Annotated in this window: 22 protein-coding genes, 1 other RNA gene and 2 pseudogenes; 18 read left to right on the forward strand and 7 right to left on the reverse strand. The window is 43.7% G+C overall.

Annotation, left to right across the window (positions count from 1 at the left end):
* Positions 1 to 3: 3 nt before the first annotated feature.
* The gene (gene murA / locus Q7674_RS08625; protein ID WP_023933659.1) at positions 4 to 1,260 is read left to right on the forward strand and encodes a UDP-N-acetylglucosamine 1-carboxyvinyltransferase; all 1,257 of its coding nucleotides are present in this window, start codon (positions 4 to 6) and stop codon (positions 1,258 to 1,260) included.
* 72 nt (positions 1,261 to 1,332) lie between these two features.
* Here murA and degS read toward each other — a convergent pair whose 3' ends face one another.
* The 3 genes from degS to zapG form a co-directional block, all read right to left on the reverse strand.
* Entirely contained in the window at positions 1,333 to 2,421 is a 1,089-nt protein-coding gene (gene degS, locus Q7674_RS08630; protein ID WP_045063179.1) for an outer membrane-stress sensor serine endopeptidase DegS, read from the reverse strand.
* 128 nt (positions 2,422 to 2,549) lie between these two features.
* Positions 2,550 to 3,920 carry a Do family serine endopeptidase gene (locus Q7674_RS08635; protein WP_045063178.1) on the reverse strand — a complete coding sequence of 457 codons (1,371 nt, stop codon included), beginning with the start codon at positions 3,918 to 3,920 and terminating at the stop codon, positions 2,550 to 2,552.
* A 112-nt stretch (positions 3,921 to 4,032) separates the two neighbouring features.
* The gene (gene zapG, locus Q7674_RS08640) at positions 4,033 to 4,491 is read right to left on the reverse strand and encodes a Z-ring associated protein ZapG (protein WP_045063241.1); all 459 of its coding nucleotides are present in this window, start codon (positions 4,489 to 4,491) and stop codon (positions 4,033 to 4,035) included.
* Between the two features lie 195 nt (positions 4,492 to 4,686).
* On the opposite strand from zapG, the gene zapE reads away from it, so the two are divergent.
* The 8 genes from zapE to sspB all read left to right on the forward strand — a co-directional run bounded on the left by zapE (position 4,687) and on the right by sspB (position 11,106).
* Positions 4,687 to 5,790, forward strand: a complete 1,104-nt coding sequence (gene zapE, locus Q7674_RS08645; RefSeq protein ID WP_045063177.1) for a cell division protein ZapE — start codon at positions 4,687 to 4,689, stop codon at positions 5,788 to 5,790.
* 283 nt (positions 5,791 to 6,073) lie between these two features.
* Positions 6,074 to 6,502, forward strand: a complete 429-nt coding sequence (gene rplM, locus Q7674_RS08650) for a 50S ribosomal protein L13 (RefSeq protein WP_005371187.1) — start codon at positions 6,074 to 6,076, stop codon at positions 6,500 to 6,502.
* A 15-nt stretch (positions 6,503 to 6,517) separates the two neighbouring features.
* Positions 6,518 to 6,910 (forward strand): 30S ribosomal protein S9, encoded by a 393-nt coding sequence (gene rpsI, locus Q7674_RS08655; RefSeq protein ID WP_005371189.1) that lies wholly within the window; start codon positions 6,518 to 6,520, stop codon positions 6,908 to 6,910.
* A 374-nt stretch (positions 6,911 to 7,284) separates the two neighbouring features.
* The gene (gene petA, locus Q7674_RS08660) at positions 7,285 to 7,878 is read left to right on the forward strand and encodes a ubiquinol-cytochrome c reductase iron-sulfur subunit (protein ID WP_305423546.1); all 594 of its coding nucleotides are present in this window, start codon (positions 7,285 to 7,287) and stop codon (positions 7,876 to 7,878) included.
* Complete coding sequence (locus tag Q7674_RS08665; RefSeq protein WP_045063175.1) at positions 7,875 to 9,140, forward strand: cytochrome b; 1,266 nt, start codon at positions 7,875 to 7,877, stop codon at positions 9,138 to 9,140. Before petA ends, Q7674_RS08665 begins: the two co-directional genes overlap by 4 nt.
* Entirely contained in the window at positions 9,137 to 9,874 is a 738-nt protein-coding gene (locus tag Q7674_RS08670) for a cytochrome c1 (RefSeq protein WP_045063174.1), read from the forward strand. Before Q7674_RS08665 ends, Q7674_RS08670 begins: the two co-directional genes overlap by 4 nt.
* 85 nt (positions 9,875 to 9,959) lie before the next feature.
* On the forward strand, positions 9,960 to 10,598 hold the full coding sequence (gene sspA, locus Q7674_RS08675; protein WP_305423552.1) for a stringent starvation protein SspA: 639 nt from the start codon (positions 9,960 to 9,962) through the stop codon (positions 10,596 to 10,598).
* Position 10,599: 1 nt separating this feature from the next.
* Positions 10,600 to 11,106: a ClpXP protease specificity-enhancing factor gene (gene sspB, locus Q7674_RS08680; RefSeq protein ID WP_008987892.1), complete on the forward strand. Its 507-nt coding sequence runs from the start codon at positions 10,600 to 10,602 to the stop codon at positions 11,104 to 11,106.
* A 64-nt stretch (positions 11,107 to 11,170) separates the two neighbouring features.
* Here the strand turns inward: sspB and Q7674_RS08685 are convergent, their stop codons facing one another.
* The 4 genes and pseudogenes from Q7674_RS08685 to Q7674_RS08700 all read right to left on the reverse strand — a co-directional run bounded on the left by Q7674_RS08685 (position 11,171) and on the right by Q7674_RS08700 (position 14,437).
* Positions 11,171 to 11,713 carry a BON domain-containing protein gene (locus Q7674_RS08685; RefSeq protein WP_045063173.1) on the reverse strand — a complete coding sequence of 181 codons (543 nt, stop codon included), beginning with the start codon at positions 11,711 to 11,713 and terminating at the stop codon, positions 11,171 to 11,173.
* A gap of 3 nt (positions 11,714 to 11,716) precedes the next feature.
* Positions 11,717 to 12,307, reverse strand: coding sequence for a phosphoheptose isomerase (locus Q7674_RS08690; RefSeq protein WP_305423553.1), 591 nt, complete (start codon positions 12,305 to 12,307; stop codon positions 11,717 to 11,719).
* Positions 12,308 to 12,309: 2 nt separating this feature from the next.
* A complete protein-coding gene (locus Q7674_RS08695) occupies positions 12,310 to 12,633 on the reverse strand; it encodes a YraN family protein (RefSeq protein WP_042117323.1) in 324 nt (107 codons plus the stop codon).
* A 28-nt stretch (positions 12,634 to 12,661) separates the two neighbouring features.
* Positions 12,662 to 14,437: pseudogene (locus Q7674_RS08700) on the reverse strand (penicillin-binding protein activator).
* Positions 14,438 to 14,489: 52 nt separating this feature from the next.
* Here Q7674_RS08700 and rsmI point away from each other — a divergent pair.
* From rsmI to mraY, 9 genes and pseudogenes are all read left to right on the forward strand, one after another.
* Positions 14,490 to 15,350 carry a 16S rRNA (cytidine(1402)-2'-O)-methyltransferase gene (gene rsmI, locus Q7674_RS08705; RefSeq protein ID WP_305423555.1) on the forward strand — a complete coding sequence of 287 codons (861 nt, stop codon included), beginning with the start codon at positions 14,490 to 14,492 and terminating at the stop codon, positions 15,348 to 15,350.
* A gap of 146 nt (positions 15,351 to 15,496) precedes the next feature.
* Positions 15,497 to 15,885, forward strand: an RNA gene (rnpB, locus tag Q7674_RS08710) — RNase P RNA component class A.
* Between the two features lie 267 nt (positions 15,886 to 16,152).
* Positions 16,153 to 16,611 carry a division/cell wall cluster transcriptional repressor MraZ gene (mraZ, locus tag Q7674_RS08715; RefSeq protein ID WP_008987898.1) on the forward strand — a complete coding sequence of 153 codons (459 nt, stop codon included), beginning with the start codon at positions 16,153 to 16,155 and terminating at the stop codon, positions 16,609 to 16,611.
* Positions 16,612 to 16,625: 14 nt separating this feature from the next.
* Positions 16,626 to 17,574, forward strand: a pseudogene (gene rsmH / locus Q7674_RS08720) (16S rRNA (cytosine(1402)-N(4))-methyltransferase RsmH).
* On the forward strand, positions 17,571 to 17,891 hold the full coding sequence (gene ftsL, locus Q7674_RS08725) for a cell division protein FtsL (protein ID WP_023933637.1): 321 nt from the start codon (positions 17,571 to 17,573) through the stop codon (positions 17,889 to 17,891). The pseudogene rsmH and the gene ftsL overlap by 4 nt, the downstream one beginning before the upstream one ends.
* A gap of 2 nt (positions 17,892 to 17,893) precedes the next feature.
* On the forward strand, positions 17,894 to 19,645 hold the full coding sequence (locus Q7674_RS08730) for a penicillin-binding transpeptidase domain-containing protein (RefSeq protein WP_305423557.1): 1,752 nt from the start codon (positions 17,894 to 17,896) through the stop codon (positions 19,643 to 19,645).
* 3 nt (positions 19,646 to 19,648) lie between these two features.
* Positions 19,649 to 21,166: a UDP-N-acetylmuramoyl-L-alanyl-D-glutamate--2,6-diaminopimelate ligase gene (gene murE / locus Q7674_RS08735; protein ID WP_080892191.1), complete on the forward strand. Its 1,518-nt coding sequence runs from the start codon at positions 19,649 to 19,651 to the stop codon at positions 21,164 to 21,166.
* A complete protein-coding gene (murF, locus tag Q7674_RS08740) occupies positions 21,163 to 22,545 on the forward strand; it encodes a UDP-N-acetylmuramoyl-tripeptide--D-alanyl-D-alanine ligase (RefSeq protein ID WP_045063170.1) in 1,383 nt (460 codons plus the stop codon). The genes murE and murF overlap by 4 nt, the downstream gene beginning before the upstream one ends.
* On the forward strand, positions 22,545 to 23,627 hold the full coding sequence (gene mraY / locus Q7674_RS08745; RefSeq protein WP_305423560.1) for a phospho-N-acetylmuramoyl-pentapeptide-transferase: 1,083 nt from the start codon (positions 22,545 to 22,547) through the stop codon (positions 23,625 to 23,627). The genes murF and mraY overlap by 1 nt, the downstream gene beginning before the upstream one ends.

The raw sequence follows: 23,627 nt of genomic DNA on the forward strand, positions 1-23,627 counted from the left end.
ATGATGCAGAAGTTTCGTATTCAGGGCGGTGGTCCACTAAGCGGTGAAGTGTCTATTTCTGGCGCAAAGAATGCCGCATTACCGATTTTATTTGCCGCTTTGCTTGCTGAAGAGCCTGTAGAAATCGCGAATGTGCCAAAACTACGTGATATCGACACCACAATGGAACTGCTTTCTCGTCTAGGCGTTAAAGTGTCGCGTAATGGTTCTGTGCATATCGATGCTAGCGATGTTAACGAGTTTTGTGCACCTTATGATTTAGTTAAAACCATGCGTGCGTCAATTTGGGCATTAGGTCCATTGGTTGCGCGTTTTGGTCAAGGCCAAGTATCACTACCTGGTGGTTGTGCTATCGGTGCACGCCCTGTTGATCTACATATTGTAGGTTTGGAGCAACTTGGTGCAACGATCACGCTAGACGAAGGTTATGTTAAAGCAACCGTTGACGGTCGTCTAAAAGGCGCACATATCGTAATGGATAAAGTGAGCGTAGGCGCAACAGTAACAATCATGTCTGCAGCAACATTAGCGGAAGGTACAACTGTTATTGAAAACGCAGCTCGTGAGCCTGAAATTGAAGATACTGCAGCATTCTTAAATGCACTGGGTGCCAAAATTACAGGTGCAGGTACTGCAACAATCACTATCGAAGGTGTTGAGCGTTTAGGCGGGGGTTACCATGAAGTGGTAGCAGATCGTATTGAAACCGGTACTTTCCTTGTTGCAGCTGCTGTTTCTGGCGGTAAGATCGTTTGTCGCAATACCAAACCTGAACTAATGGAAGCGGTACTAGCTAAGCTAGAAGAAGCGGGCGCGTTAGTCGAAAGTGGTGAAGACTGGATCAGCCTAGATATGACTGATCGTGAGCTAACAGCGGTAAACATCCGCACAGCACCACACCCAGGCTTCCCAACTGATATGCAAGCACAATTCTCACTACTTAACCTAGTTGCGAAAGGTACTGGCATTATCACTGAAACGATTTTTGAGAACCGTTTCATGCACATTCCTGAGCTTATTCGTATGGGTGCCCATGCTGAAATCGAAGGTAACACTGTTATTTGTGGTGACACTGACGGTCTAAGTGGTGCTCAGGTTATGGCGACGGATCTACGTGCATCAGCAAGCCTTGTTATTGCAGGTAGTATTGCGAAAGGCGAGACAATCGTTGATCGCATTTACCATATCGACCGTGGCTACGAGTTCATTGAAGAGAAGTTCAGTGCATTAGGCATGAACATCGAACGTATCTCTGCTTAATTGATTATTTAAGCTCTGATAACAAAAACGCCTCACATTGTGAGGCGTTTTTTTATATATTAAACTTGGTGCTTATCGCAGTGGCATTGGTTTGTTTTCAGACGCTGGGCGGTTAGCCACTTTCACTGGAATGATCATAGGCTTACCATCACGCAAGATCTTTACGTTCACACGTGTGCCTGGGCGAATGTCAGTGACGATATCCCTAACACTTTGTACATTTGTCACTTGCTTACCATCAATTTCAATCACGATATCATTCATCTTAAAGCCCGCTTTTACTGCCGGACCGTTCGGGTTCATCCCGATAACGATGATGCCATTGACTTGATTAGCGTCGTAAAGTCTTGCCATTACAGGATTAATTTCACGGCCTTCAATACCAATCCAACCTCGGATCACGCGCCCATCAGCGATCAGTTTATTCATGATCTTGATGGTAAGTTGATAAGGAATCGCAAACGAGATCCCGTAAGTTTCTATATTTGTGGCTTGTTGGAAAGAGGCGGTATTAATACCGACAAGTTCACCGCGGGTATTGACCAGTGCACCACCGGAATTACCACGGTTGATAGCCGCATCCGTTTGAAGAAAATCTTGTTGACCATAGAAGCTCATACCGAATCGACCTGTCGCTGAAATGATCCCGAAGGTAGTGGTTTGGCCTAAGTTGTATGGGTTACCGATAGCTAGCACCACATCACCCACTGTGGCTTTGTACTCTGGGTTTACTGGGATCACAGGTAAGTTATCAGCATGAATTTTTAATACGGCCAGATCGGTCAGTTGATCTAAGCCGATGAGCTGGGCATTTAAAATGCGTCCATCTTGCAGTGCTACAATCACTTGATCTGCATTTGCTACAACATGGTAGTTAGTGACGATATAGCCTTTATCACTCATGATCACGCCAGATCCTAATCCTTGAGTAATTAACTCAGGTTCCGGTTTACCCTCGTTACTTTCGTAGCGACGGTTATAAATATTCACAACCGCAGGCGAGGCACGTTTAACGGCATAATTAAAAGATAATGGCGCTGGCTCATCATCAAGTTGAGGTAAAGAGACAGATGATGATGGACGTAAACTTGGCACAGCAACGAGGATGATAGCTGCTGTGATAAGGCCGAGAAGAATAGAGCGACCAAGAAATGCCAACATCAAGAGTCCTTAATAGAAAATGGGAGATTAATGGCAAGGAGAATACCATTCCTACTCATTGAGACCAATAATAAAGTCAGGGCTAAAAAGGCCCTGACTTTGTATGACACGAGTGAAGTAACGTTAGGTTATCGAATGATCAGATACAGTACGTTATCACCGCGTTTGACTTCCATTGCGAGCACGCTTGGCTTTTCTTCCAGCGCTTTACGCAACTCACCAAGATTATTAATCTTCTTACGGTTTAAACCAATGATGATATCGCCTTTTTGTAGACCGTAACGGGCTGCAATTGAGCGCTCGTCTAGCTGTGATACCTTCACGCCTTTTACTTTGTCGGCAGCAGTCGTATTGGTAAATTCAGCACCAGCTAAACTTGGGTGAAGGTTATCGGCTTTTACCTTATTTTCGCTTGCTGCTTTAAGTGTTACATCGAAGGTTTGCTTCTTACCATCACGAATAACACCTAATGTTAGGTTTTTACCTGCACCCATAGTGGCAATTTTTGCTCGTAATTCACTAAAGGTTCGAATTGGTGTTCCGTTTACTTCGGTAATGATATCACCAGCTTTTAAGCCCGCTTTTTCAGCAGAAGAGTCCGGCATCACTTGGTTAACAAACGCACCATGATTGGTTGAGTAACCAAAGGTTTTTGCAAGCTCAGCCGTTAATTCACCACCTTGAACACCTAAAATGCCGCGCTTCACTTGACCAAATTCTAAAATTTGATCGGTTAGGCTTTTCACCATATTTGATGGAATAGCAAAGCCAATACCCACGTTGCCACCATTCGGGCCAACAATCGCAGTATTAATACCGATCAATTCACCATTAAGGCTAACCAAAGCCCCACCTGAGTTACCGCTATTAATTGCCGCATCAGTTTGAATAAAGTTCTCAAAGTTTTCAATATTTAAGCCACTTCGACCAAGCGCTGAAACAATCCCTGAGGTCACAGTTTGGCCTAACCCAAATGGGTTACCAATAGCGACAGCAAAATCACCAACACGCAGTTTATCTGAGTTAGCGAGTTTTATTTCAGTCAGATTTTCAGGTTTATCTATTTGCAGCAGAGCAATATCAGACATTGCATCACTACCAATTAATTTAGCGTCAATTTCACGGCCATCAGAAAGTTGTACTGCAATTTGATCAGCGCCATCAATAACATGATGGTTCGTTACAATATAGCCTTTCTTTGCATCAATAATAACGCCAGAGCCAAGACCTCTAAATGGACGTTCTTGCACTTGTTCTGATGGGAAATTAGGGCCAAAGAAATAACGAAATGATTCAGGTAAACGTTGCTTTGAAACATGCTTACCTTCTACTGCAATACTTACGACAGCAGGAGTGACTTGCTCCAACATAGGCGCAAGGCTTGGAAGAGATTGGTTGTTTACGGACGCAGGCAGTGCTGCGGTAGCCGTTACTGGGGTAATAATAGAACTGATACCTAATGCTAACGCACTAAAAACAAGCAAAGGTTTTTTAATCATTACTGAACTCCGGTTTTACAAGTACTAATAAGACATAAAAATCGGAGTTAAAGTTCACTTCCACTCATTATTTGATGCATAAATAATGAGTGGAATATGAATAATGTGATGGTTAGCTCGCTTTTGGCTCGGTGTGTAGTTGAGCTTTTTCTTCTTCTGTTACCGCCGTGCTTTCGCCTTTAAATAGGCCTGTTGCGCCGTTAGCGTAATCACGTGGCGGTTGCTCAACGTTTTCATCATCATTGGCATTTTCTTTTACTGCTTCTAGGCTGGTGATACGTTTTGCGAATGGGTTATCTTGCGCAGGCAAATTAGGCATCAATTCGGTGGACGTTTTTGCCATATGCTCATAAAGCTTACTGTAATCTTTCGCAACGTTGTCGAGTAAATCAGCGCTGCGCGCAAAGTGATCAACAAGCTCTTGGCGGAATTGCTCTAGCTCGTACTTAGATTTATCAAGCTCTTTTTTAAGCGACTTTTGTTGTTGTACGCTTTTATTTGTAAGGCGAACGGCAAGAGCACCAACGAGGATCCCTGCTAAAAAAATAATAATTGTGCTAATCCAAGTCATAGTCATGAATAAACTCCTTGTGACTTATCAGTATGTACTAATACTTGTGTATCAATGTTTATCAACGATGGCTGTCGCGATACTATACCGTGAGGTTAAGCGACATGGTACTCAATAAATAAGATGTAAGATCAATGTTGCTGATTATCCTCTCATAATTAAGAGATAGCATGGATAAAACAGGTAGTGTTTAGGATGACACCATTAGAAAAGTATCAACTCGATTTACAACAAACAGACTTCTTTGCTGATCCTGCACAAGCGAATGCAGTTTCCCATCTTGATGGTTTATACCATCGCATGCTAGCACCCAAACCAGAACCAAAAGCGTCATTTCTTCAACGAATATTTAAACCTAACCATAATCAAGCAGATATCATGCCAGTGAAAGGTTTGTACTTTTGGGGAGGTGTAGGGCGAGGGAAAACTTACCTTGTTGATACATTCTATGAATGTTTGCCCTTTGAGCGAAAATCACGGATGCATTTTCACCGTTTTATGCATCGCGTCCATGCTGATCTAAAACAACTCGATGGTATTGAAAATCCATTAGAACATGTCGCTGATAAGTTTAAACAAGAAACAGACATTATTTGTTTTGATGAGTTTTTTGTTTCGGATATTACCGATGCCATGATTCTCGGTACCTTGTTTGAAGCACTGTTTAAACGTGGGATCACACTTGTTGCGACATCCAATATTCCGCCACAGGAGTTGTATCGAAATGGTTTGCAACGTGCGCGATTTTTACCAGCTATCGCATTGATAGAACAGCATTGTGAGATAGTGAATGTTGATGCGGGTATTGATTATCGCCTGCGCACGTTAGAGCAAGCTGAAATTTATCATTTTCCACTTGATGAAAATGTGATCTCTAATCTGAAACATTATTTTGAGCAGCTCACGACAGCACCTCGTTATGAGCATAAAACAATCACGATTAATGGACGACAATTAACTACTGAGCGAGAAGCTGATGGCGTTGTTCAGTTTTGCTTTAGTGAATTGTGCCAAACCGCGCGAAGCCAGACTGATTACATGGAAATCGCACGTTTATATCACACGGTGATTTTATCGAACGTACCGCAAATTACAGTACAAGAAGATGATGCAGCAAGGCGTTTTATTGCCATGATCGATGAATTTTATGAGCGTAACGTTACTTTGATCATTTCAGCAGCGGTGCCGATGGAGCAGCTTTATCAGCAAGGGAGACTCATGTTTGAATTTAAACGTTGTTGCTCACGTTTGACTGAAATGCAAAGCCATGACTATCTTGCAAAGCCGCATTTAGCCTAGGGAATTAAATATAACTTGATAACGTTATTAGGGATAATAAGGATTTATTGACTGCTTTTGACCTAATTTCTCGCTAATCAGAAAAAAAGCAATTTTTTTTAGGAAAAGAGGTGATTTTTTCCTCACCCTTCCCTATAATCTTGCGACCCACCGTACCTGTGAAGGCGAAAGCCTGGAGTGCCAACCACTCGAAGGGGTGATGACTGGGCTCTTAACAGAGGGATCATCAATATATGATGGTTCTAGTAAGTGAAACTATTTAAATTATTGGGTAATAATTAGCATGAAAACTTTCGTTGCTAAACCAGAAACTGTAAAACGTGACTGGTATGTTGTTGACGCTGAAGGTAAAACTCTTGGTCGTCTAGCAACTGAAATCGCATCTCGTCTACGTGGTAAGCACAAGCCTGAGTACACTCCACACGTTGACACTGGTGACTACATTGTAGTTATCAATGCTGAGAAAGTAGCAGTAACTGGTAACAAGCGTACAGACAAAATGTACCACCACCACACTGGCTACATCGGCGGCCTTAAGTCAATCAGCTTTGATAAGCTAATCGACAAGAAACCAGAAATGGTTATTGAAACTGCTGTTAAAGGCATGCTTCCAAAAGGTCCTCTAGGCCGTGCTATGTACCGTAAGCTTAAAGTTTACGCAGGTACTGAGCACAACCACGCTGCACAACAGCCAAAAGTACTAGACATCTAATTGGGAATAATGACAATGGCAGAGAATCAATACTACGGCACTGGTCGTCGCAAAAGCTCAGCTGCTCGCGTTTTCATCAAACCGGGTACTGGTAACATCGTAATTAACAAGCGTAGCATCGAAGAATACTTCGGCCGCCCAACAGCGCGTATGGTTGTTCGTCAACCTCTAGAGCTTGTTGAAATGACTGAGAACCTAGACCTATACATCACTGTTAAAGGTGGTGGTATCACTGGTCAATCTGGTGCAATCCGTCACGGTATCACTCGCGCTCTTATGGAGTACGATGAAACTCTACGTCCTGCTCTACGTGCAGCTGGCTACGTTACTCGCGACGCTCGTTGCGTTGAACGTAAGAAAGTTGGTCTACGTAAAGCACGTCGTCGTCCACAGTTCTCTAAGCGTTAATTTTACGCTCCAGATTTTATCTGGTTACTGTGTACAGGAAGCTCAACCTTCGGGTTGGGCTTTTTTTATTTCTTGATAAGTTACCAATAAATTATCTTTTCCAAATATCATTTCTGTTTACTCTCTCGTAATTATTGCTGATATCTTCTAATTGGCATTGATTCTATTGGTTGCAAAAAAGAGCATGTCTCTCACATTTTTTTGCTAAAAAGTAGCTTTATCTTGTCAAAAAATACCCTTTTTTCTATCCTTTTTATGTTGGAACGAATTTAAAATTGTGGCCTGCCTGTTGATTTTTCGTTATTGGTTGGTCGTAACTCCAGGGACGCATAAGGACATAATAAAAATCCAGAGCGTAGTAAGGGAGATATTGGATGAGCAATACGCCAGTAAGTAAAGGACGACGTCGCTTTTTAACCGCAACAACCTCGGTTGTTGGTGGGTTAGGGGCAGCAGCTGTCGCCGTTCCTTTCATAAAATCATGGAACCCGAGTGCGAAAGCAAAAGCAGCTAGTGCCCCTGTCGAAGTTGATATCAGTAAATTAGAAGATGGACAAATGGTTCGCGTTGAATGGCGTGGTAAACCTGTGTGGGTTGTTCGTCGCAGCCAGGCTGTTTTACAAGAGTTAAGTACTCATGATAGTGAATTGCGAGATCCTTCATCAGAAGAACCTCAGCAGCCATCTTATGCACAAAATGAATTCCGTTCAGTAAAGCCTGAAATTTTTTTAGCTTTGGGTATTTGTACTCATCTAGGCTGTTCTCCAACTTATTTACCAGATAGCTTTAATCAGCAAGTCAGTGGCGTATCGTCAGGTTTTTTCTGCCCATGTCATGGTTCTACGTTTGATATGGCAGGTCGTGTGTTTGCTGGCGTGCCTGCGCCATTGAACCTTGTGATACCTCCATATCAATTCTTAGATGACAACACGATTATCGTCGGTGTTGATGGGGAGGCAGTATCATGAATGCGATACTAGGTTGGATTGACAAACGTTTACCCATCACAAATGCTTATAGAAAGCACTTATCTGAATATCCGATGCCGAAAAACTTTAATTTTTGGTACATCTTTGGCTCACTAGCCGTGCTTGTTTTAGTTAACCAGATCATAACAGGAATTTGGCTAACCATGAGTTATGTTCCATCTGGTGAGGGGGCTTTTGCTTCCATTGAATATATCATGCGAGATGTAGAATATGGTTGGTTGCTTCGTTATATGCACTCAACAGGCGCGTCGGCATTTTTTGTTGTTATCTACCTCCATATGTTTCGCGGCTTGATCTACGGCTCATATCAAAAGCCTCGTGAGCTACTGTGGTTATTTGGAATGTTGATCTTCCTTGTGTTGATGGCTGAAGCTTTCATGGGGTATCTATTACCATGGGGGCAAATGTCATTCTGGGGCGCACAGGTAATTATTTCTCTATTTGGTGCTATACCTGTAATCGGTGATGATCTAACACTTTGGATCCGTGGCGATTACGTGATCTCTGGTGCGACACTAAATCGTTTCTTTGCGCTTCACGTTATCGCACTACCAATCGTATTACTGCTTTTGATTGTGCTACATATTTTGGCATTACATGAAGTAGGTTCAAATAACCCTGATGGTATTGATACTAAATTACCAAAGGGGTCTAAAGGCGAAGGATATAAAACCCAATTCCCATTCCACGAGTATTACAGCAGGAAATACGACATCATTGATTCTATTCCATTCCATCCGTATGGAACGGTGAAAGATTTGGTTGGTGTTGCTGTCTTTGCTTTCTTCTTTAGCTACGTGATTTTCTTTAACCCAGAAATGGGTGGCTACTTTCTTGAGCCGCCTAACTTTGAAGCAGCAAACCCACTAAAAACACCTGAGCACATTGCGCCAGTTTGGTACTTCACACCGTTTTATGCCATTTTGCGTGCGGTTCCTGATAAATTGCTGGGTGTGGTCGCGATGGGAGCATCCATTGTTTTTCTATTCCTATTACCGTGGTTTGATCGCTGTAAGGTTCGCTCGTTTCGTTACCGTAGTAATGTACATTTCGTTAATATTTGTCAGTTTACAGTAAGCTTCATTGGATTAGGTATTTTAGGTGCGCTACCAGCAACACCTACTTACACGCTACTAGCGCAAATCTTTAGCTTTTCTTACTTTATGTTCTTCATTTTATTGTTCTTCTACAGTAAAAACGAAGCAACACAACCGCTACCAGAGAGGGTGACATTCAAATGAAAAAATGGATTGTAGCGCTGCTGGTGGTACTCCCCACCTTTGCTTTTGCAGCAGGTAGTAATGTCCCTTTGGATGCGGCGAATAATGATTTAAGTGATAAAGCGTCATTACAGCGTGGTGCAAAGACATTCATGAACTATTGTTCGGGGTGCCATTCTACTCAGTATCAACGTTATGAACGTGTAGCGGAAGACTTAGGTATTCCACCAACTTTGATGAAAGAGAATCTGATCTTCGATCAAAACGCAAAGATTGGTGATCTGATGACCAATGCTATCTCAACGGAATACGCAGCGGCATCGTTTGGTGCTCCAGCTCCCGACTTAACCTTGGCTGCACGCGTTCGTGGTACTGATTGGATCTATACTTATTTAAGATCCTTCTATGCAGATCCGAGTCGTCCATTTGGTGTCAATAACCTTGTGTTTCCAAGTGTCGGTATGCCTCATGTACTTGAAGAATTGCAAGGTGCACCTCGTAAAGTTTTTGAAACGAAAACCATTGATGGTGAACAAGTTCAAGAGTTTGTGGGGATCGAATCTGACGGAACGGGCGAGTTAAATGCTGAAGAATACGATGAGATGGTACGTGATTTGGTTAACTTCCTTGATTATTCTGCAGAGCCAATGAAGTTGGAGCGTCAGAGAATGGGCTTGTGGGTAATGGGTTTTATTGCAGTATTCTTTGTTTTAACTGTGTTGTTGAAGAAAGAATATTGGCGTGATGTCCACTGATAAGGTAATCTAGTGGGTTAAGAATCTCGCAATGGGGGCTCAAGCCTCCATTGCTTTTTGTGTATTGAATATACTGGAGGGGTTGATGGCTGTTGCTGCCAATAAACGCTCTGTGATGACTCTGTATTCTGATGCTTCAGACATCTACAGCCATCAGGTGCGTATCGTACTAGCCGAAAAAGGTGTTAGTGTTGAAATTGAATTGGTTGATCCATTGAATCTACCTGAAGATCTGTTAGAGCTGAACCCATATCAGTCAGTTCCAACATTGGTTGATCGTGAATTAGCACTATACCAAGCGAACATCATTATGGAGTACTTGGATGAGCGTTTTCCTCACCCACCTCTAATGCAGGTTTACCCTGTTGCTCGTGGTAACAGCCGTCTAATGATGTACCGCGTTGAGCGCAACTGGTACTCACTTGCTGAGAAGATCAAGACTGGCTCTGCCGATGAAGCTGATAAAGCGCGTAAGCAATTACGTGAAGAGTTACTTGCATTAGCACCAGTATTTGCAGAATTCCCATTCTTCATGAGTGACGAGTTCAGCCTTGTTGATTGTTACCTAGCTCCACTGTTATGGCGTTTACCTGAAATGGGTATTGAGCTAAGCGGTGCTGGTGCAAAAGAAGTTAAAACTTACATGACACGTGTATTTGAACGTGATTCTTTCCTTGCTTCATTAACTGAAGCTGAACGTGAAATGCGTTTAGCTGGCCAGTAATATGGATATGGAAAAAATGACGCCGCGTCGACCTTATCTACTGCGCGCGTTTTATGATTGGTTAGTGGATAACGATCTCACTCCACACTTGGTTGTTGATGCAACATTACCGGGTGTGAAAGTGCCGATGGAGTTTGTGAGTGATGGTCAAATCATCCTAAACATCGCTCCTCGCGCTGTGGGTAATTTAGAGCTGGGCAATGAAGCAGTAAGCTTTAATGCGCGTTTTAGTGGTCGTCCACACTCTGTTATTGTACCTATGTATGCTGTGCTTGCTATCTATGCCCGTGAAAACGGTGCAGGAACGATGTTTGAGCCAGAGCCTAGCTACGAAACAGATATGCCAGTCTTTGACGATGCTGAAGAAGCAGAAGATATGATTGATGAGGTTCCAGAATCAACATCACCATTTGCTGTAGTTAGTGAAACTGAAACAGTAGGTAGTGATGATCCAGATGATGAGCCACCACGTCCTCGTGGTCGTCCAAGTCTACGTGTTGTGAAATAAGTAGATACCAAAGAAAAACGCAGCCAGTAGGCTGCGTTTTTTTATGTTTAGAAAGTGCGGTTATTTAACTATTTGGGTTTTGTTTAAACAGCGTAATCACTTTTTGTACGCCACCAACATTACGCGCAATATTAATGGCTACTTCACCTTGGTGAGGCGTGACATAGCCAAGTAGGTAAACTCGTCCGCCTTCACTGATCACTTTGATCACTGCACCTGTCAGCTGTTTGCTCGCGATCAGTTGAGATTTCACTTTGGTAGTAAGCCAAGCATCGTAACTAATATCGCCAAAGCCAAGTAATGGTCTGACTTCTAGCTGGTTATAAATATGCTCAACGTTGGCAATATGTCGGACTTGCTGGGCAAATTGTTCCTTAACAGTAGGAGAGGTAACTTGACCAATCAGCAGTACATTACCGTCTAAAGAGACACTATTAATGCTAGTAGTACGGGTAAATTGACGACTGTTTGCCATTCCCGCGATGTCCATTTCTATTTTTTGATCATCCCAGTGTTGTTCGACATCACGCGGATCTTGGGTTGAAAAGCTTGAACATCCTTGTAATACAAAAACAAAAGCGATCAGTAGGCGAGTGAGCCAGCGCATGATTTATCCTTCGTGATGGGGAAATAGTACTTGGTCAATGAGATCACAAAGGCAGTGTACTGTTAGTAAATGCACTTCTTGAATACGGGCTGTTCGCTGAGAGGGAATTCGGATCTCAACATCTTGTATACCTAGTAATCCAGCCATTTCACCACCATCTTTACCTGTTAGGGCGATAATGGTCATATCACGTGTTAGTGCGGCTTCCATTGCTTTGATAATATTTTTACTGTTACCACTGGTCGATAATACAAATAAAATATCACAAGCTTGACCTAAAGCGCGTACTTGCTTTGAAAACACTTCATCATGGTGGTAGTCGTTAGCTACAGCGGTGAGGATTGTAGTATCTGCCGTTAATGCTAATGCTGGTAAGCTTGGACGTTCAGTTTCAAAACGGTTGATCAAACAAGAGGCAAAGTGCTGTGAGTTAGCGGCTGAGCCACCATTACCACAACATAAAATTTTGTTGCCGTTTAAAAGGCTTTGCACCATCACTTGGGCTGCTTTGGAAATGGAATCTGGCAGAGCCTCTGCGGCGGCAATTTGAGTTTGAATACTTTCGGTAAAACTTTCACGAATGCTGTCTAGCATGATTAACCTTCAACTAAGATGTTGGTATGCCACTCAATATGGTGTTCTTGACCTTCAATTGTCACGACATCAAATCGGCATTCCGTTTGATCAATTGAAAAGCCATTTTTTTGTAACCAAAAAAGGGCGGTGCGTTTTAATTTCTGTTGTTTGTGCCAATTCACCGCTTCTGAAGCCGAACCGAAATGGCGATGTGTTCGGTATTTTACTTCAATAAAAACAAAACATTTACCCTGTCGCATAATTAAATCTATTTCACCGCTGCGACAGCTAAAATTTCGTTCAATAAGCTTAAGGCGATGGCGGGACAGAAACTGTTCCGCCATCTGTTCATAAGCTTGACCTTGCTGGCGTTTATTCAGGTTGAATACCGTCTGCTGTGAACTTGCCCCAGTCAATTTGGCGATTAATAACACATTGGCTATCAGCACTTAATTTACCGGTTGCGCCTTGAGTGGTGTAATCCCCTATAGCGCGCATTTGAGGCAGCTCTTTACTTAGAAGGTAAGCATCCATACCAAAGGCATGTAGACGAATACTAGTATTTCCCTCGTTTGGTCATAGTTGATTGAAACGCTCCATGTAATCTGCTGGTGGATTGATCAGTAGTGGAATATCACCAATTTCTAAGCCACGGATCTCTGGAGAGTTTGATTTATTGTCTGAGTTACTGCGAGAGCTCACGTAAATTTGTGGTGGGTTACCACTTGCAGGTAATGACGCTTCAATAAATGGCTTGATGGTCATTAACTCTGTTTTACTGGCAATAACGTAGATTGCATCAGTACGGCTACCAGGTGCGCGACCAAATGCTTGACGGATCTGCTGTGGGATCTCATCGCGAGCTCCAAAGGTTACCACTTGTGCTGGCTGATTATTCAAGCTTGACCATTCTTGATTAAATGCAGCGCTTACACGTTGACCATAGCTATTGCTAGGAACTAATACTACAGGGTTGCGATGACCTTCATTAAAGATACGTTCTGCCGCTTGCTCTGCATCTTGCTCTGGCGATAGCGCAAAATAACATGCATTTGGGTGATTGCTATTGATCTCTGGTGGTAGGTTCAGCGCTAATGTATTGATGTGCGTTGTGTTATCGCGTTGGAACTCAAGGATCTTATCTTTACGAAGCGGACCAACAACAAACTGAGTACCGTTTTGTTGCAGTTTCGCCATGATTGATGCTATTGGCTCAGCTTCTGTATCGTAGATATTGAGCTCAGTATCTGGACCACGACTAGCATCATCCATCATTGCATTAACAAAGCCATCACGCACGGTTTTACCTTGCGCAGCAAAACGACCTGACAATGGTAGTAATAGTGCTACGTTATCAAGTTTGATTGCTTTGAGGTTCATTACCGCTTCAAGTTCAGTCGGTAAGTACTGATTAGCAGGATGGTATGGATGCTGGCTTAGCCATTGCTCTACCGCTTCTTTTAGCTTGCCTGGTTGACGAGCAGCACTGTTTTTCAACATGGCTAATTCAACCCAACCTTTCAATACACTTTCATCGCTACCAATTTTGGCATTGCTCAGCTGTGTATTTGAATAGCCTGATAAGTCATGCCATAGATTGTTCCAGTTTGCTGCTTTTTGATCATTACTTAAGTAGAAATCAAGTTTGCTGCGTTCACGCGCGGCTTGAAATTGGTGATTAAGTTGATCTAATAATTCAGCACGGAAAGTGTGATAGCGTCGGTATTGACTCTTCGTTAACTGCCAAGACGGCTGGAAATTTAAGCTATTTAGCGCTTCTTGGTATTGCCCTTGATGATAACGCACAGCTGCGCGTGCAAGTTGCCATTCAGCAATTTGCAATGGGCTCATTGATTGTTGTGAAAGTTTGGCAATTTGTTGGTCAGCTTGCTGCCATTTGCCCTCTTCAATCATGGCTTTAAGAGCTAGAATTTCCCAGTTAATGCGCTCGGCACCTTCACTGGCTTGAGCTTTACTGAGGTAAGCGGCTGAGCTTTGAGCGGCTGCCGCAGTGATATCAGTTAACGGAGCCTGTTGGTTATACAGGTTTGGCGTACTACAGCCTGCTAAAACAACAGCAAGGGCTACAGGCGCCATGAGTCGTGATACACTTTTACGCTTATGGGTAAAATTGGGCATTGAATTCATTCAACTGTGACAAATTACTCTTGATATTAATTGCAGATGAGATCTAAGACAAATGAGTGAAACCAATTCAAGCATGGTTGATGTTGCTACGTTGTACATCGTACCTACACCCATCGGTAATTTGGCTGATATAACCCAACGAGCATTAGACGTATTAGCAAATGTTGATTTGATTGCTGCTGAAGATACTCGCCATACATCACGCTTGTTATCCCATTTCTCTATCTCAACCCGCACCTTTGCGCTTCATGATCATAATGAACAGCAAAAAGCTGATTTTTTGATCGAGAAGCTTCAGTCAGGTACTAGCATTGCGTTGGTCTCTGATGCTGGTACACCGCTGATCAGTGATCCAGGGTATCATCTTGTGAATCGCTGTCGTCAAGCGGGTGTTAAAGTTGTGCCATTACCAGGCCCATGTGCAGTGATCACTGCTTTGAGCGGTGCTGGTTTACCTTCAGACCGATTCAGTTTTGAGGGCTTTTTACCACCCAAAAGTAAAGGTCGCCGAGACTGTTTTCAAGCGTTAGCGAATGATGAACGTACGTTAATTTTTTACGAATCGCCACATCGCATTAATGATTCCCTGAGTGATATGTTAGCCGTGCTTGGTGCGGAACGCCAAGTAGTATTAGCGCGTGAGTTAACAAAAACTTATGAAACAATCCATGGTGCGCCACTAGGTGAGTTAATTGAGTGGTTAGCTGAAGACAGTAATCGCGTTCGTGGTGAGATGGTGGTGTTAGTTGCTGAGCACCGCGCACAAAAAGATGAATTACCCGCTGATGCACTACGTACGCTGGGTTTACTTGCGAAAGAATTACCATTGAAAAAGGCTGCGGCACTGACGGCTGAAATTCATGGTGTGAAAAAGAACGCACTGTACAAGTGGGGTTTAGAGAATCTCGAATAATTGAGATTGTAAAGAAGGGAACAAAGTTGTGTGGGTAAGCTGAAATCGCGTAGGTAACGAACGCTTTTGCTGTTTTTTTGCTCATGCTGTGACCTTGTTTCGTTTTTCACTGGTAACTGTGATGGTTGTCTTATACAATCCGCTGCGGAGTTGGTCAGGTGATCGCTGCTTCATTGATGTCCTTTGGGAGACTGATGAAGGGGAGGAAAGTCCGGGCTCCATAGGGCAGGGTGCCAGATAACGTCTGGGGGGCGAAAGCCTACGACCAGTGCAGCAGAGAGTAAACCGCCGATGGCCCATTGTTCGCAGTGGTGCACAGGTAAGGGTGAAAGGGTGCGGTAAGAGCGCACCGCGCGTCTAGTAATAGTTCGTGGCACGGTAAACTCCACCCGGAGCAAGACCAAATAGGTCCCTAATGACGCGGCCCGCGTTGGGGACGGGTAGGTTGCTTGAGTCTGTGAGTGATTGCAGACCTAGATGAATGATTGCCGCCGCGTAAGCGGAACAAAACCCGGCTTATCGACCGACTCCCTACATTTAGAGAAGGTGGTGTTTGGATAACAAACACCACCTTTTTTTCGTCTTATTCCCCCATAAAAACATTACATTTCGCATAGTAAAAGACAGTGTGTTAGAACTCTGTTTGAATTAGGGCCATGCGCTTGACATCGTTTTTGTCTCATACGTACACTTTGTGGTGGGAATTTGTGGGGAAAAGTGGTGCAGTCTCATTCTCTCTGTTTTTATTCTGCTAAAGTCAGTATCAATCACTGATTTTTAGTATCATGGAATGGACTAAAAAATGCTAAGAGGCGCAACATCGATATCTATTGATAGCAAAGGACGCATAGCGATCCCGAAACGTTATCGACAATGGATCACCGAACAATGTGGCGGCTTATTCATTTGCACTATTGATCACCAGTTTTCTTGCTTGTTGCTTTATCCCATCAATGAATGGGAGCACATAGAAGCTAAGTTAGCGACATTATCAAGCCTTCATCCTGCAGAGCGTCGAATTCAACGATTGTTGCTTGGCCATGCTAGTGAATGTGAAATGGATGGACAGGGACGAATTTTACTCTCACCAACCTTACGACAATACGCTCACTTACAAGATAAAATCATGCTTGTCGGCCAACTCAATAAATTTGAAATTTGGTCTGATGTGTTATGGCAACAGCAAATTGAACTCGATATCAACCTTCAGGCTGAGGATGCGTTAGCACAATCATCGCGCCTTAGTGAGCTTTCACTTTAGCTGAACTTATATTTATGTCTGAACAATTTGAGCACGTTTCCGTTTTACTTCATGAATCTGTAGACGGATTAGCAATTAAACCTGACGGTATTTATATCGATGGTACCTTTGGCCGTGGGGGACATAGCCGCCTTATTCTTTCTCAGTTAGGTGAGAATGGACGTCTATACAGTATTGATCGAGATCCTCAGGCCATTGCCGAAGCTCAGAAAATCAATGACCCACGATTTGAAATCATCCATGGGCCTTTCTCTGGTATGGAGAAATACATGGAAGAGCGTGACTTGATTGGTCGTGTTGATGGTGTGTTACTTGATCTTGGTGTGTCATCACCACAGTTAGATGACGCTGAGCGTGGTTTTAGCTTTATGCGTGACGGCCCACTGGACATGCGAATGGATCCAACATCAGGTCAGTCGGCGGCTGAATGGCTAGCGGAAGCAGAAGCGGATGATATTGCTTGGGTACTAAAAGAGTTTGGTGAAGAACGTTTTGCTAAACGTATTGCTCGCGGCATTGTCGAGCATCGTGAAAATCCTGAAAAAGAGCCGTTAACACGTACACGTCAGTTAGCGAGTCTGATTGCTGAAGTTTCACCATTCAAAGACAAGCATAAGCACCCTGCAACACGTAGTTTCCAAGCTATTCGTATTTATATTAATAGTGAGTTGGATGAAATCCAAACAGCCCTAAATGGTGCTGTGAATATTTTAGCTCCTGAAGGTCGCTTATCGGTGATTAGCTTCCACTCTCTAGAAGATCGCATGGTGAAACGCTTTATCCGTAAGGAAAGCAAAGGTCCTGAAGTACCAGCTAGGTTTACCGTTAACGGAAGAGCAAATTAAAGCACTAGGCAGTGCAGCGCTTAAAACCGTAGGTAAAGCGATTAAACCATCGCAAACAGAGTTAGGTCATAACACACGAGCACGTAGCTCGGTACTGCGTTTGGCTGAACGTCTATGAAACAACCTACAGAATCATCATTGAATCTGGCACGCCTGATTGGACGAGATCTCGTTACAGTCGGGCTTGTTCCACTCATTCTAACCTTTGCTATTCTCGCATCTGCACTTTCAGTGGTGTACATCACTCACGACACGCGCCAACAAATTGTTAAACAAGAGCAATTACTAACTGAGCGTGAAGGCTATGACGTGGAGTGGAGAAACCAAATCCTCGAACAAAATTCACTTGCAGAGCACAGTCGAATCGAACGATTAGCGGAAACTGAGCTCAAAATGCAACGTCCATCCGCCGACAGTGAAGTTGTAATTCAATAAATATGAAGTTTTTTAATCGTTCAAAGCCGAAGAAAAGTGCAACCAAGAAAGCGAAACCATTGATCAAGTGGCGCTTTACCTTGGTTTGCTTTTTTATCTTATTAGGGTTCTTCGGTCTTATTGCTCGCGCCGCGTATATTCAAGTCCTTGAGCCTGGTCGTCTTATTCAAGAAGGGGATGCACGTTCATTACGTACTAAATTAATGCCTTCTGCACGCGGTATTATCTCCGATAGAAATGGCGAACAGTTAGCCGTGAGTGTTCCGGTACAGGCTGTATTCGCTAACCCTGCTGAAATTTTTAAACACGGTGGCCTAAGTGATGTTGAACGATGGCATGCACTGGCTGACGTATTAGGTCTTGATCGTAGCTGGTTGCTACATGAATTAGATTCTAAGAAAAAACGTAAATTTATTTATCTTGCCCGCCAAGTTAGCCCCGCGATGGCGAACTATGTTCACAAATTAAAGCTGCCTGGTATTGGCCTTAAAGATGAATCTCGTCGCTTCTATCCTTCTGGTGAAGTGAGTGCGCATCTTCTTGGTTTTACAGGCATTGATGACCACGGCCTTGATGGTGTTGAAAAAACCTATGACGGTTGGTTAACTGGTGAACCTGGTCGCCGAACGGTACGTAAAGATCGCTATGGTCGTGTGGTTGAAAATATCTCACAACAAAAACGACAACCGGGTAAGCCATTGCAACTTAGTATCGATCAACGCATTCAGGCTGTTGCTTATCGCGCGGCAAAAGAGGGCGTGTTAGATATTCCTGCTACATCCGTCAGTATTGCAATTTCTGATGTGCGAACTGATGAAATTCTCGCGATGGTTAATGCACCATCTTTCAACCCGAATAACCGTGATGATCGCCAGCCATACAAAATGCGTAACCGTGTGATCACAGATACTTTTGAGCCTGGCTCAACGGTGAAGCCATTTGTGGTTTACACCGCAATGAAACACGGCATTGCTAACGAACATACATTGATTGCTATCCCACCGAGCAAGCAGTTCCGCGTAGGTAGCAAGGTGATTAAAGACGTTTCACGTATTGAGCCGATGGCAACCGTACAGCGCATTTTGCAGAAATCGAGTAACATTGGTGTGACTAAATTGTCACTCGCAATGCCTGTTGATTACATCATTGATACTTATCGTAAAGTTGGGTTTGATGAACCATCAGGTATTAACTTAATTGGTGAAACAACAGGTCATTTCCCTAACCGTTATCGCTGGTCTGATATTGAACGTGCCACACTCGCTTATGGCTACGGTTTATCGCTAACGCCATTACAGTTACTGCATGCTTATACAACGCTAGGTGCTTACGGTATTAAGCGTCCGTTATCGATTTTGAAAACGGAAAAAGTGGTACCGGGTGAGCAAGTGCTTGATCCTAAGATCGTCAAGAAAATCTTGTTGATGATTGAATCTGTAACCGATAAAAAAGGCGGCGGCGGTGGCTGGCGTGCAGCAGTTCCTGGTTACCGTGTTGGTGTGAAAACGGGTACGGCTAAAAAGGCAATTGCAGGTGGTTATGGTGATGATTACTTCTCTTACACCGTGGGTGTTGCACCTATCAGTAACCCGCGCTTAGCGATTGTGGTGATGGTGAATGAACCAAAAGGTAAAGTTTACTATGGTGGTGCGGTTGCTGCGCCAATTCTGTCAAAAGTATTAGGTAGTGCGCTGCAAATCCTTAACGTTCCGCCTGATGCAAATACCCTGCATAAAGTCGAGAAGGAATCGTAAATAATGGCATCGTCACGCATTATGATGAAATTAGAGATGCTGTTATCACCTTGGCTGACAAATAAAGCGTTGCCTCAGGCGCTGAGTGATTGTCAGGTTAACGCGATAACACTAGATAGCCGACAAGTTGCCGCTGGTAGCTTGTTTGCTGCTGTAAAAGGACACACTGTGGATGGTCGTCGTTTTATTGATACGGCGATCCAAGCAGGCGCGGTGGCTATCATTGCTGAAGCTGATGGTATCGCACAAGATGGTGATATTGTGCAGCAAGATGGCACATGTATTGTTTACTTGCAGGATTTAAATCAAAAGTTGTCTGCAATTGCAGGACGCTTTTATGGTGAGCCGGATCAGCAACTTGCACTGTATGCGGTAACGGGGACTAACGGTAAAACCACGATCAGCCAATTATTAGCGCAATGGGCAAATCTTATTGGTTATAAAGCTGGTGTTATGGGCACAACAGGTAATGGTTTACTTACTGATTTAAAGCCTGCGGCAAATACTACTGGTAGTGCGATCGAGATCCAGCAAACGTTAGCGGATTTAGTCGAACAAGGCGCTGATTTTGCTGCGATGGAAGTCTCTTCTCATGGCCTAGTTCAAGGTCGAGTACGTGATCTGCATTTCAAAGCGAGTATTTTTACTAATCTAAGTCGTGATCATCTTGATTATCATGGCAACATGCAAAATTATGCTGATGCAAAGAAATCGCTTTTCACTGAGCATGATGCTGGCGTGCCGATCATTAATGCAGATGATGCTATCGGTGCTGAGTGGCTCCATGATCTACCGCATGCGGTCGCTGTTGCTATTAAACCTGAAGCGGTTGCTAACCATGCGGGCTTAAAGCTTTGGGCAACAGAGGTGCAGTTCAGTACTCAAGGTGTCACCATTGCGTTTGATTCTAGTTGGGGGCAAGGTAAATTCACGGCACCTTTAGTGGGTTCATTTAATGCCACTAACTTGTTGCTGGCGCTAGCAACATTATTGGCGACGAACCATTCAATGGCTGAATTGCTGGCGAAAGCGCCACAGTTACAAGCTGTGATTGGGCGTATGGAAGTTTTTCAAGACACTGACAAAGCGATGATGGTGGTTGACTATGCTCACACGCCAGACGCACTAGAAAAAGCGTTGCAAGCACTACGTGTACATTGTGACGGTAAGCTATGGTGTATCTTTGGCTGTGGTGGCGACCGTGATAGCGGTAAACGCCCGATGATGGCTGAAGTTGCCGAGCGTCTTGCAGATCAAATTATCTTAACTGACGATAACCCTCGTAGTGAAGATCCTAAGGTCATTGTTGCTGATATGCTAGCAGGCTTAACCGCGCCGCAATCTGCAACAGTGATCCATGATCGTGCTACGGCTTGTCGTCATGCATTCACTCATGCTTCTCATCAAGACATTATTTTGGTGGCAGGTAAAGGGCATGAGGATTACCAAATTTTAGCGGATTGTACGATCCATTATTCTGACCGTGAAACGGTTGCTGCATTATTGAAGGAATTGGCATGATTGAGGTTCAATTAAGTCAGCTTGCATCGGTATTAAATGCCGAGCTTATTGGTGCGGACACTTCAATTTCTGCTGTATCAACAGATACGCGAAATATCCCATCAGAAACGCTCTTTATTGCATTAAAAGGCGAGCGTTTTGATGCCCACGATTTTTGCCAAACGGCTAAAGATAACGGTGCTAAAGCTCTGTTGGTAAGTAAACGCTTACCTGTCGACTTGCCTCAGTTAGTGGTAACAGATACGCGTATTGCTTTGGGGCAAATGGGCGCATGGCTAAAAGCGGAAATGACCCAAAAACACGGTTTAAAAACATTAGCGCTAACAGGTAGCTGCGGTAAAACCACAGTAAAAGAAATGTCTGCAGCTATTCTCGCAACTAAAGGCAATGTATTAGCGACAGCGGGCAACTTTAATAACGACATTGGTGCACCATTAACACTACTGCGCTTAACGCCTGAGTACCAATACGCAGTGATTGAACTTGGTGCAAACCACCAACAAGAGATTTCCTATACCACTAATTTAGTCAAACCTGATGTCGCACTCATTAACAACTTGGCTGCAGCACATCTTGAAGGTTTTGGTTCACTAAAAGGGGTAGCAAAAGCCAAAGGTGAAATTTTTGAAGGGTTAAGTGATGGTGGGATTGCCATTGTTAATCTTGATTCTAATGATTTACCGCTATGGCAACCATTGCTTGCTCAACATCAAGTGCTTACCTTTTCTGCAACTGCGTCTGATGCGGATTACCACGCCGAGCAGATAAACATTAACGCTCAAGGGTTAGCCTGTTTTACAATGTGCACCCCGATTGGCAAGGTTGACGTTAATTTAACGCTTGCGGGTATGCACAACGTGGCAAATGCACTTGCAGCGGCAGCACTAACTATCTCGTTAGGTGCAACGCTAGCTGAAGTAAAAGCAGGGCTAGAGACCATGGCGAACGTGAAAGGTCGTTTAGATATTACCGAGCCTCGTGCGGGTTTACGTCTGATTGATGATACGTACAACGCCAGTGTTGCAGCAGTTAAAGCCGCGATTGATGTATTAGCCAATTTCCAAGGTCAGCGTTATTTCATCTTAGGTGATATGGCTGAACTGGGGGATGAAAGCGATAACCTTCACCGTGAAGTGGGCGAGTATGCGCAAGCCAAACAGCTTGATTGTGTGATGACGTTTGGTCGTGCAAGTGCTGTGGTTAGCGATTTAAACCAAGGGCAACACTTCACCGATAAAACGGCGCTTATCGCATTACTTAAACAACAATTACAACAACATTTTAGTCAACCTGACTTTGAGCAAGTCACAGTGCTTGTTAAAGGCGCAAGAAGCTCGAAAATGGAAGACGTTATTGCAGCATTGCAGGATGATAAATAATGATTTACTGGTTAGCTGAACAGTTTCAGTCAACGATCCCGTTTTTCCGCTTGTTCGAGTATCTCACGTTCCGTGCGATCATGAGTATCCTAACAGCGTTACTTTTCTCGTTATGGATGGGACCTCGTCTCATTGCCCGTTTGCAGATGCTGCAAATTGGACAGGTGGTACGTAACGAAGGCCCTGAATCTCACTTCAGTAAGCGTGGTACGCCAACCATGGGCGGTATCATGATCCTTGCTGCGATCACTTTTACGGTACTGCTCTGGTGTGACTTAACTAACCCTTATGTTTGGGCTGTACTCATCGTGATGTTGGGCTATGGTGCAGTAGGCTTTGTTGATGATTACCGTAAAGTGGTACGTAAAAACACCGATGGTTTGATTGCGCGTTGGAAGTACTTCTGGCAGTCAGCTATCGCATTAGTTGTTGCTTTTGCGCTATATGCTTACGGTAAAGATACAGCTGCAACCCAATTAGTTGTGCCTTTCTTTAAAGATGTAATGCCTCAGCTAGGCTTGTTCTACATCGTGATGACTTACTTTGTGATTGTCGGTACCAGTAACGCAGTTAACCTAACTGATGGTCTTGATGGCTTAGCGATTATGCCAACAGTGATGGTATCAGCTGGCCTTGCTTTCATTGCCTGGGCAACGGGTAACTTTAACTACGCAGAATACCTTCATATTCCGTACATCAAAGATGCTGGCGAGCTAGTGATTGTATGTACTGCTATCGTTGGTGCTGGTCTTGGTTTCTTATGGTTTAACACCTATCCAGCACAAGTCTTTATGGGCGATGTTGGCTCATTGGCATTAGGTGGCGCACTGGGCACGATTGCCGTACTTGTTCGTCAAGAGCTACTACTTGTGATCATGGGCGGTGTATTTGTAATGGAAACGGTATCTGTGATCCTACAGGTAGGTTCATACAAACTACGTAGTCAACGTATTTTCCGTATGGCACCGATTCATCACCATTACGAACTAAAAGGCTGGACAGAGCCACGTGTTATCGTGCGTTTTTGGATTATTACACTGATGTTGGTATTGATTGCGTTAGCAACACTTAAGGTACGTTAA

This window comes from Photobacterium leiognathi (genome assembly GCF_030685535.1).
Lineage (GTDB): Bacteria > Pseudomonadota > Gammaproteobacteria > Enterobacterales > Vibrionaceae > Photobacterium > Photobacterium leiognathi.

Coding starts and splice junctions, on each gene's coding strand:
- murA (WP_023933659.1), top strand. CDS start 4: ATGCAGAAGTTTCGTATTCAGGGCGGTGGTCCACTAAGCGGTGAAGTG.
- degS (WP_045063179.1), bottom strand. CDS start 2,421: ATGTTGGCATTTCTTGGTCGCTCTATTCTTCTCGGCCTTATCACAGCA.
- Q7674_RS08635 (WP_045063178.1), bottom strand. CDS start 3,920: ATGATTAAAAAACCTTTGCTTGTTTTTAGTGCGTTAGCATTAGGTATC.
- zapG (WP_045063241.1), bottom strand. CDS start 4,491: ATGACTTGGATTAGCACAATTATTATTTTTTTAGCAGGGATCCTCGTT.
- zapE (WP_045063177.1), top strand. CDS start 4,687: ATGACACCATTAGAAAAGTATCAACTCGATTTACAACAAACAGACTTC.
- rplM (WP_005371187.1), top strand. CDS start 6,074: ATGAAAACTTTCGTTGCTAAACCAGAAACTGTAAAACGTGACTGGTAT.
- rpsI (WP_005371189.1), top strand. CDS start 6,518: ATGGCAGAGAATCAATACTACGGCACTGGTCGTCGCAAAAGCTCAGCT.
- petA (WP_305423546.1), top strand. CDS start 7,285: ATGAGCAATACGCCAGTAAGTAAAGGACGACGTCGCTTTTTAACCGCA.
- Q7674_RS08665 (WP_045063175.1), top strand. CDS start 7,875: ATGAATGCGATACTAGGTTGGATTGACAAACGTTTACCCATCACAAAT.
- Q7674_RS08670 (WP_045063174.1), top strand. CDS start 9,137: ATGAAAAAATGGATTGTAGCGCTGCTGGTGGTACTCCCCACCTTTGCT.
- sspA (WP_305423552.1), top strand. CDS start 9,960: ATGGCTGTTGCTGCCAATAAACGCTCTGTGATGACTCTGTATTCTGAT.
- sspB (WP_008987892.1), top strand. CDS start 10,600: ATGGATATGGAAAAAATGACGCCGCGTCGACCTTATCTACTGCGCGCG.
- Q7674_RS08685 (WP_045063173.1), bottom strand. CDS start 11,713: ATGCGCTGGCTCACTCGCCTACTGATCGCTTTTGTTTTTGTATTACAA.
- Q7674_RS08690 (WP_305423553.1), bottom strand. CDS start 12,307: ATGCTAGACAGCATTCGTGAAAGTTTTACCGAAAGTATTCAAACTCAA.
- Q7674_RS08695 (WP_042117323.1), bottom strand. CDS start 12,633: ATGGCGGAACAGTTTCTGTCCCGCCATCGCCTTAAGCTTATTGAACGA.
- rsmI (WP_305423555.1), top strand. CDS start 14,490: ATGAGTGAAACCAATTCAAGCATGGTTGATGTTGCTACGTTGTACATC.
- mraZ (WP_008987898.1), top strand. CDS start 16,153: ATGCTAAGAGGCGCAACATCGATATCTATTGATAGCAAAGGACGCATA.
- ftsL (WP_023933637.1), top strand. CDS start 17,571: ATGAAACAACCTACAGAATCATCATTGAATCTGGCACGCCTGATTGGA.
- Q7674_RS08730 (WP_305423557.1), top strand. CDS start 17,894: ATGAAGTTTTTTAATCGTTCAAAGCCGAAGAAAAGTGCAACCAAGAAA.
- murE (WP_080892191.1), top strand. CDS start 19,649: ATGGCATCGTCACGCATTATGATGAAATTAGAGATGCTGTTATCACCT.
- murF (WP_045063170.1), top strand. CDS start 21,163: ATGATTGAGGTTCAATTAAGTCAGCTTGCATCGGTATTAAATGCCGAG.
- mraY (WP_305423560.1), top strand. CDS start 22,545: ATGATTTACTGGTTAGCTGAACAGTTTCAGTCAACGATCCCGTTTTTC.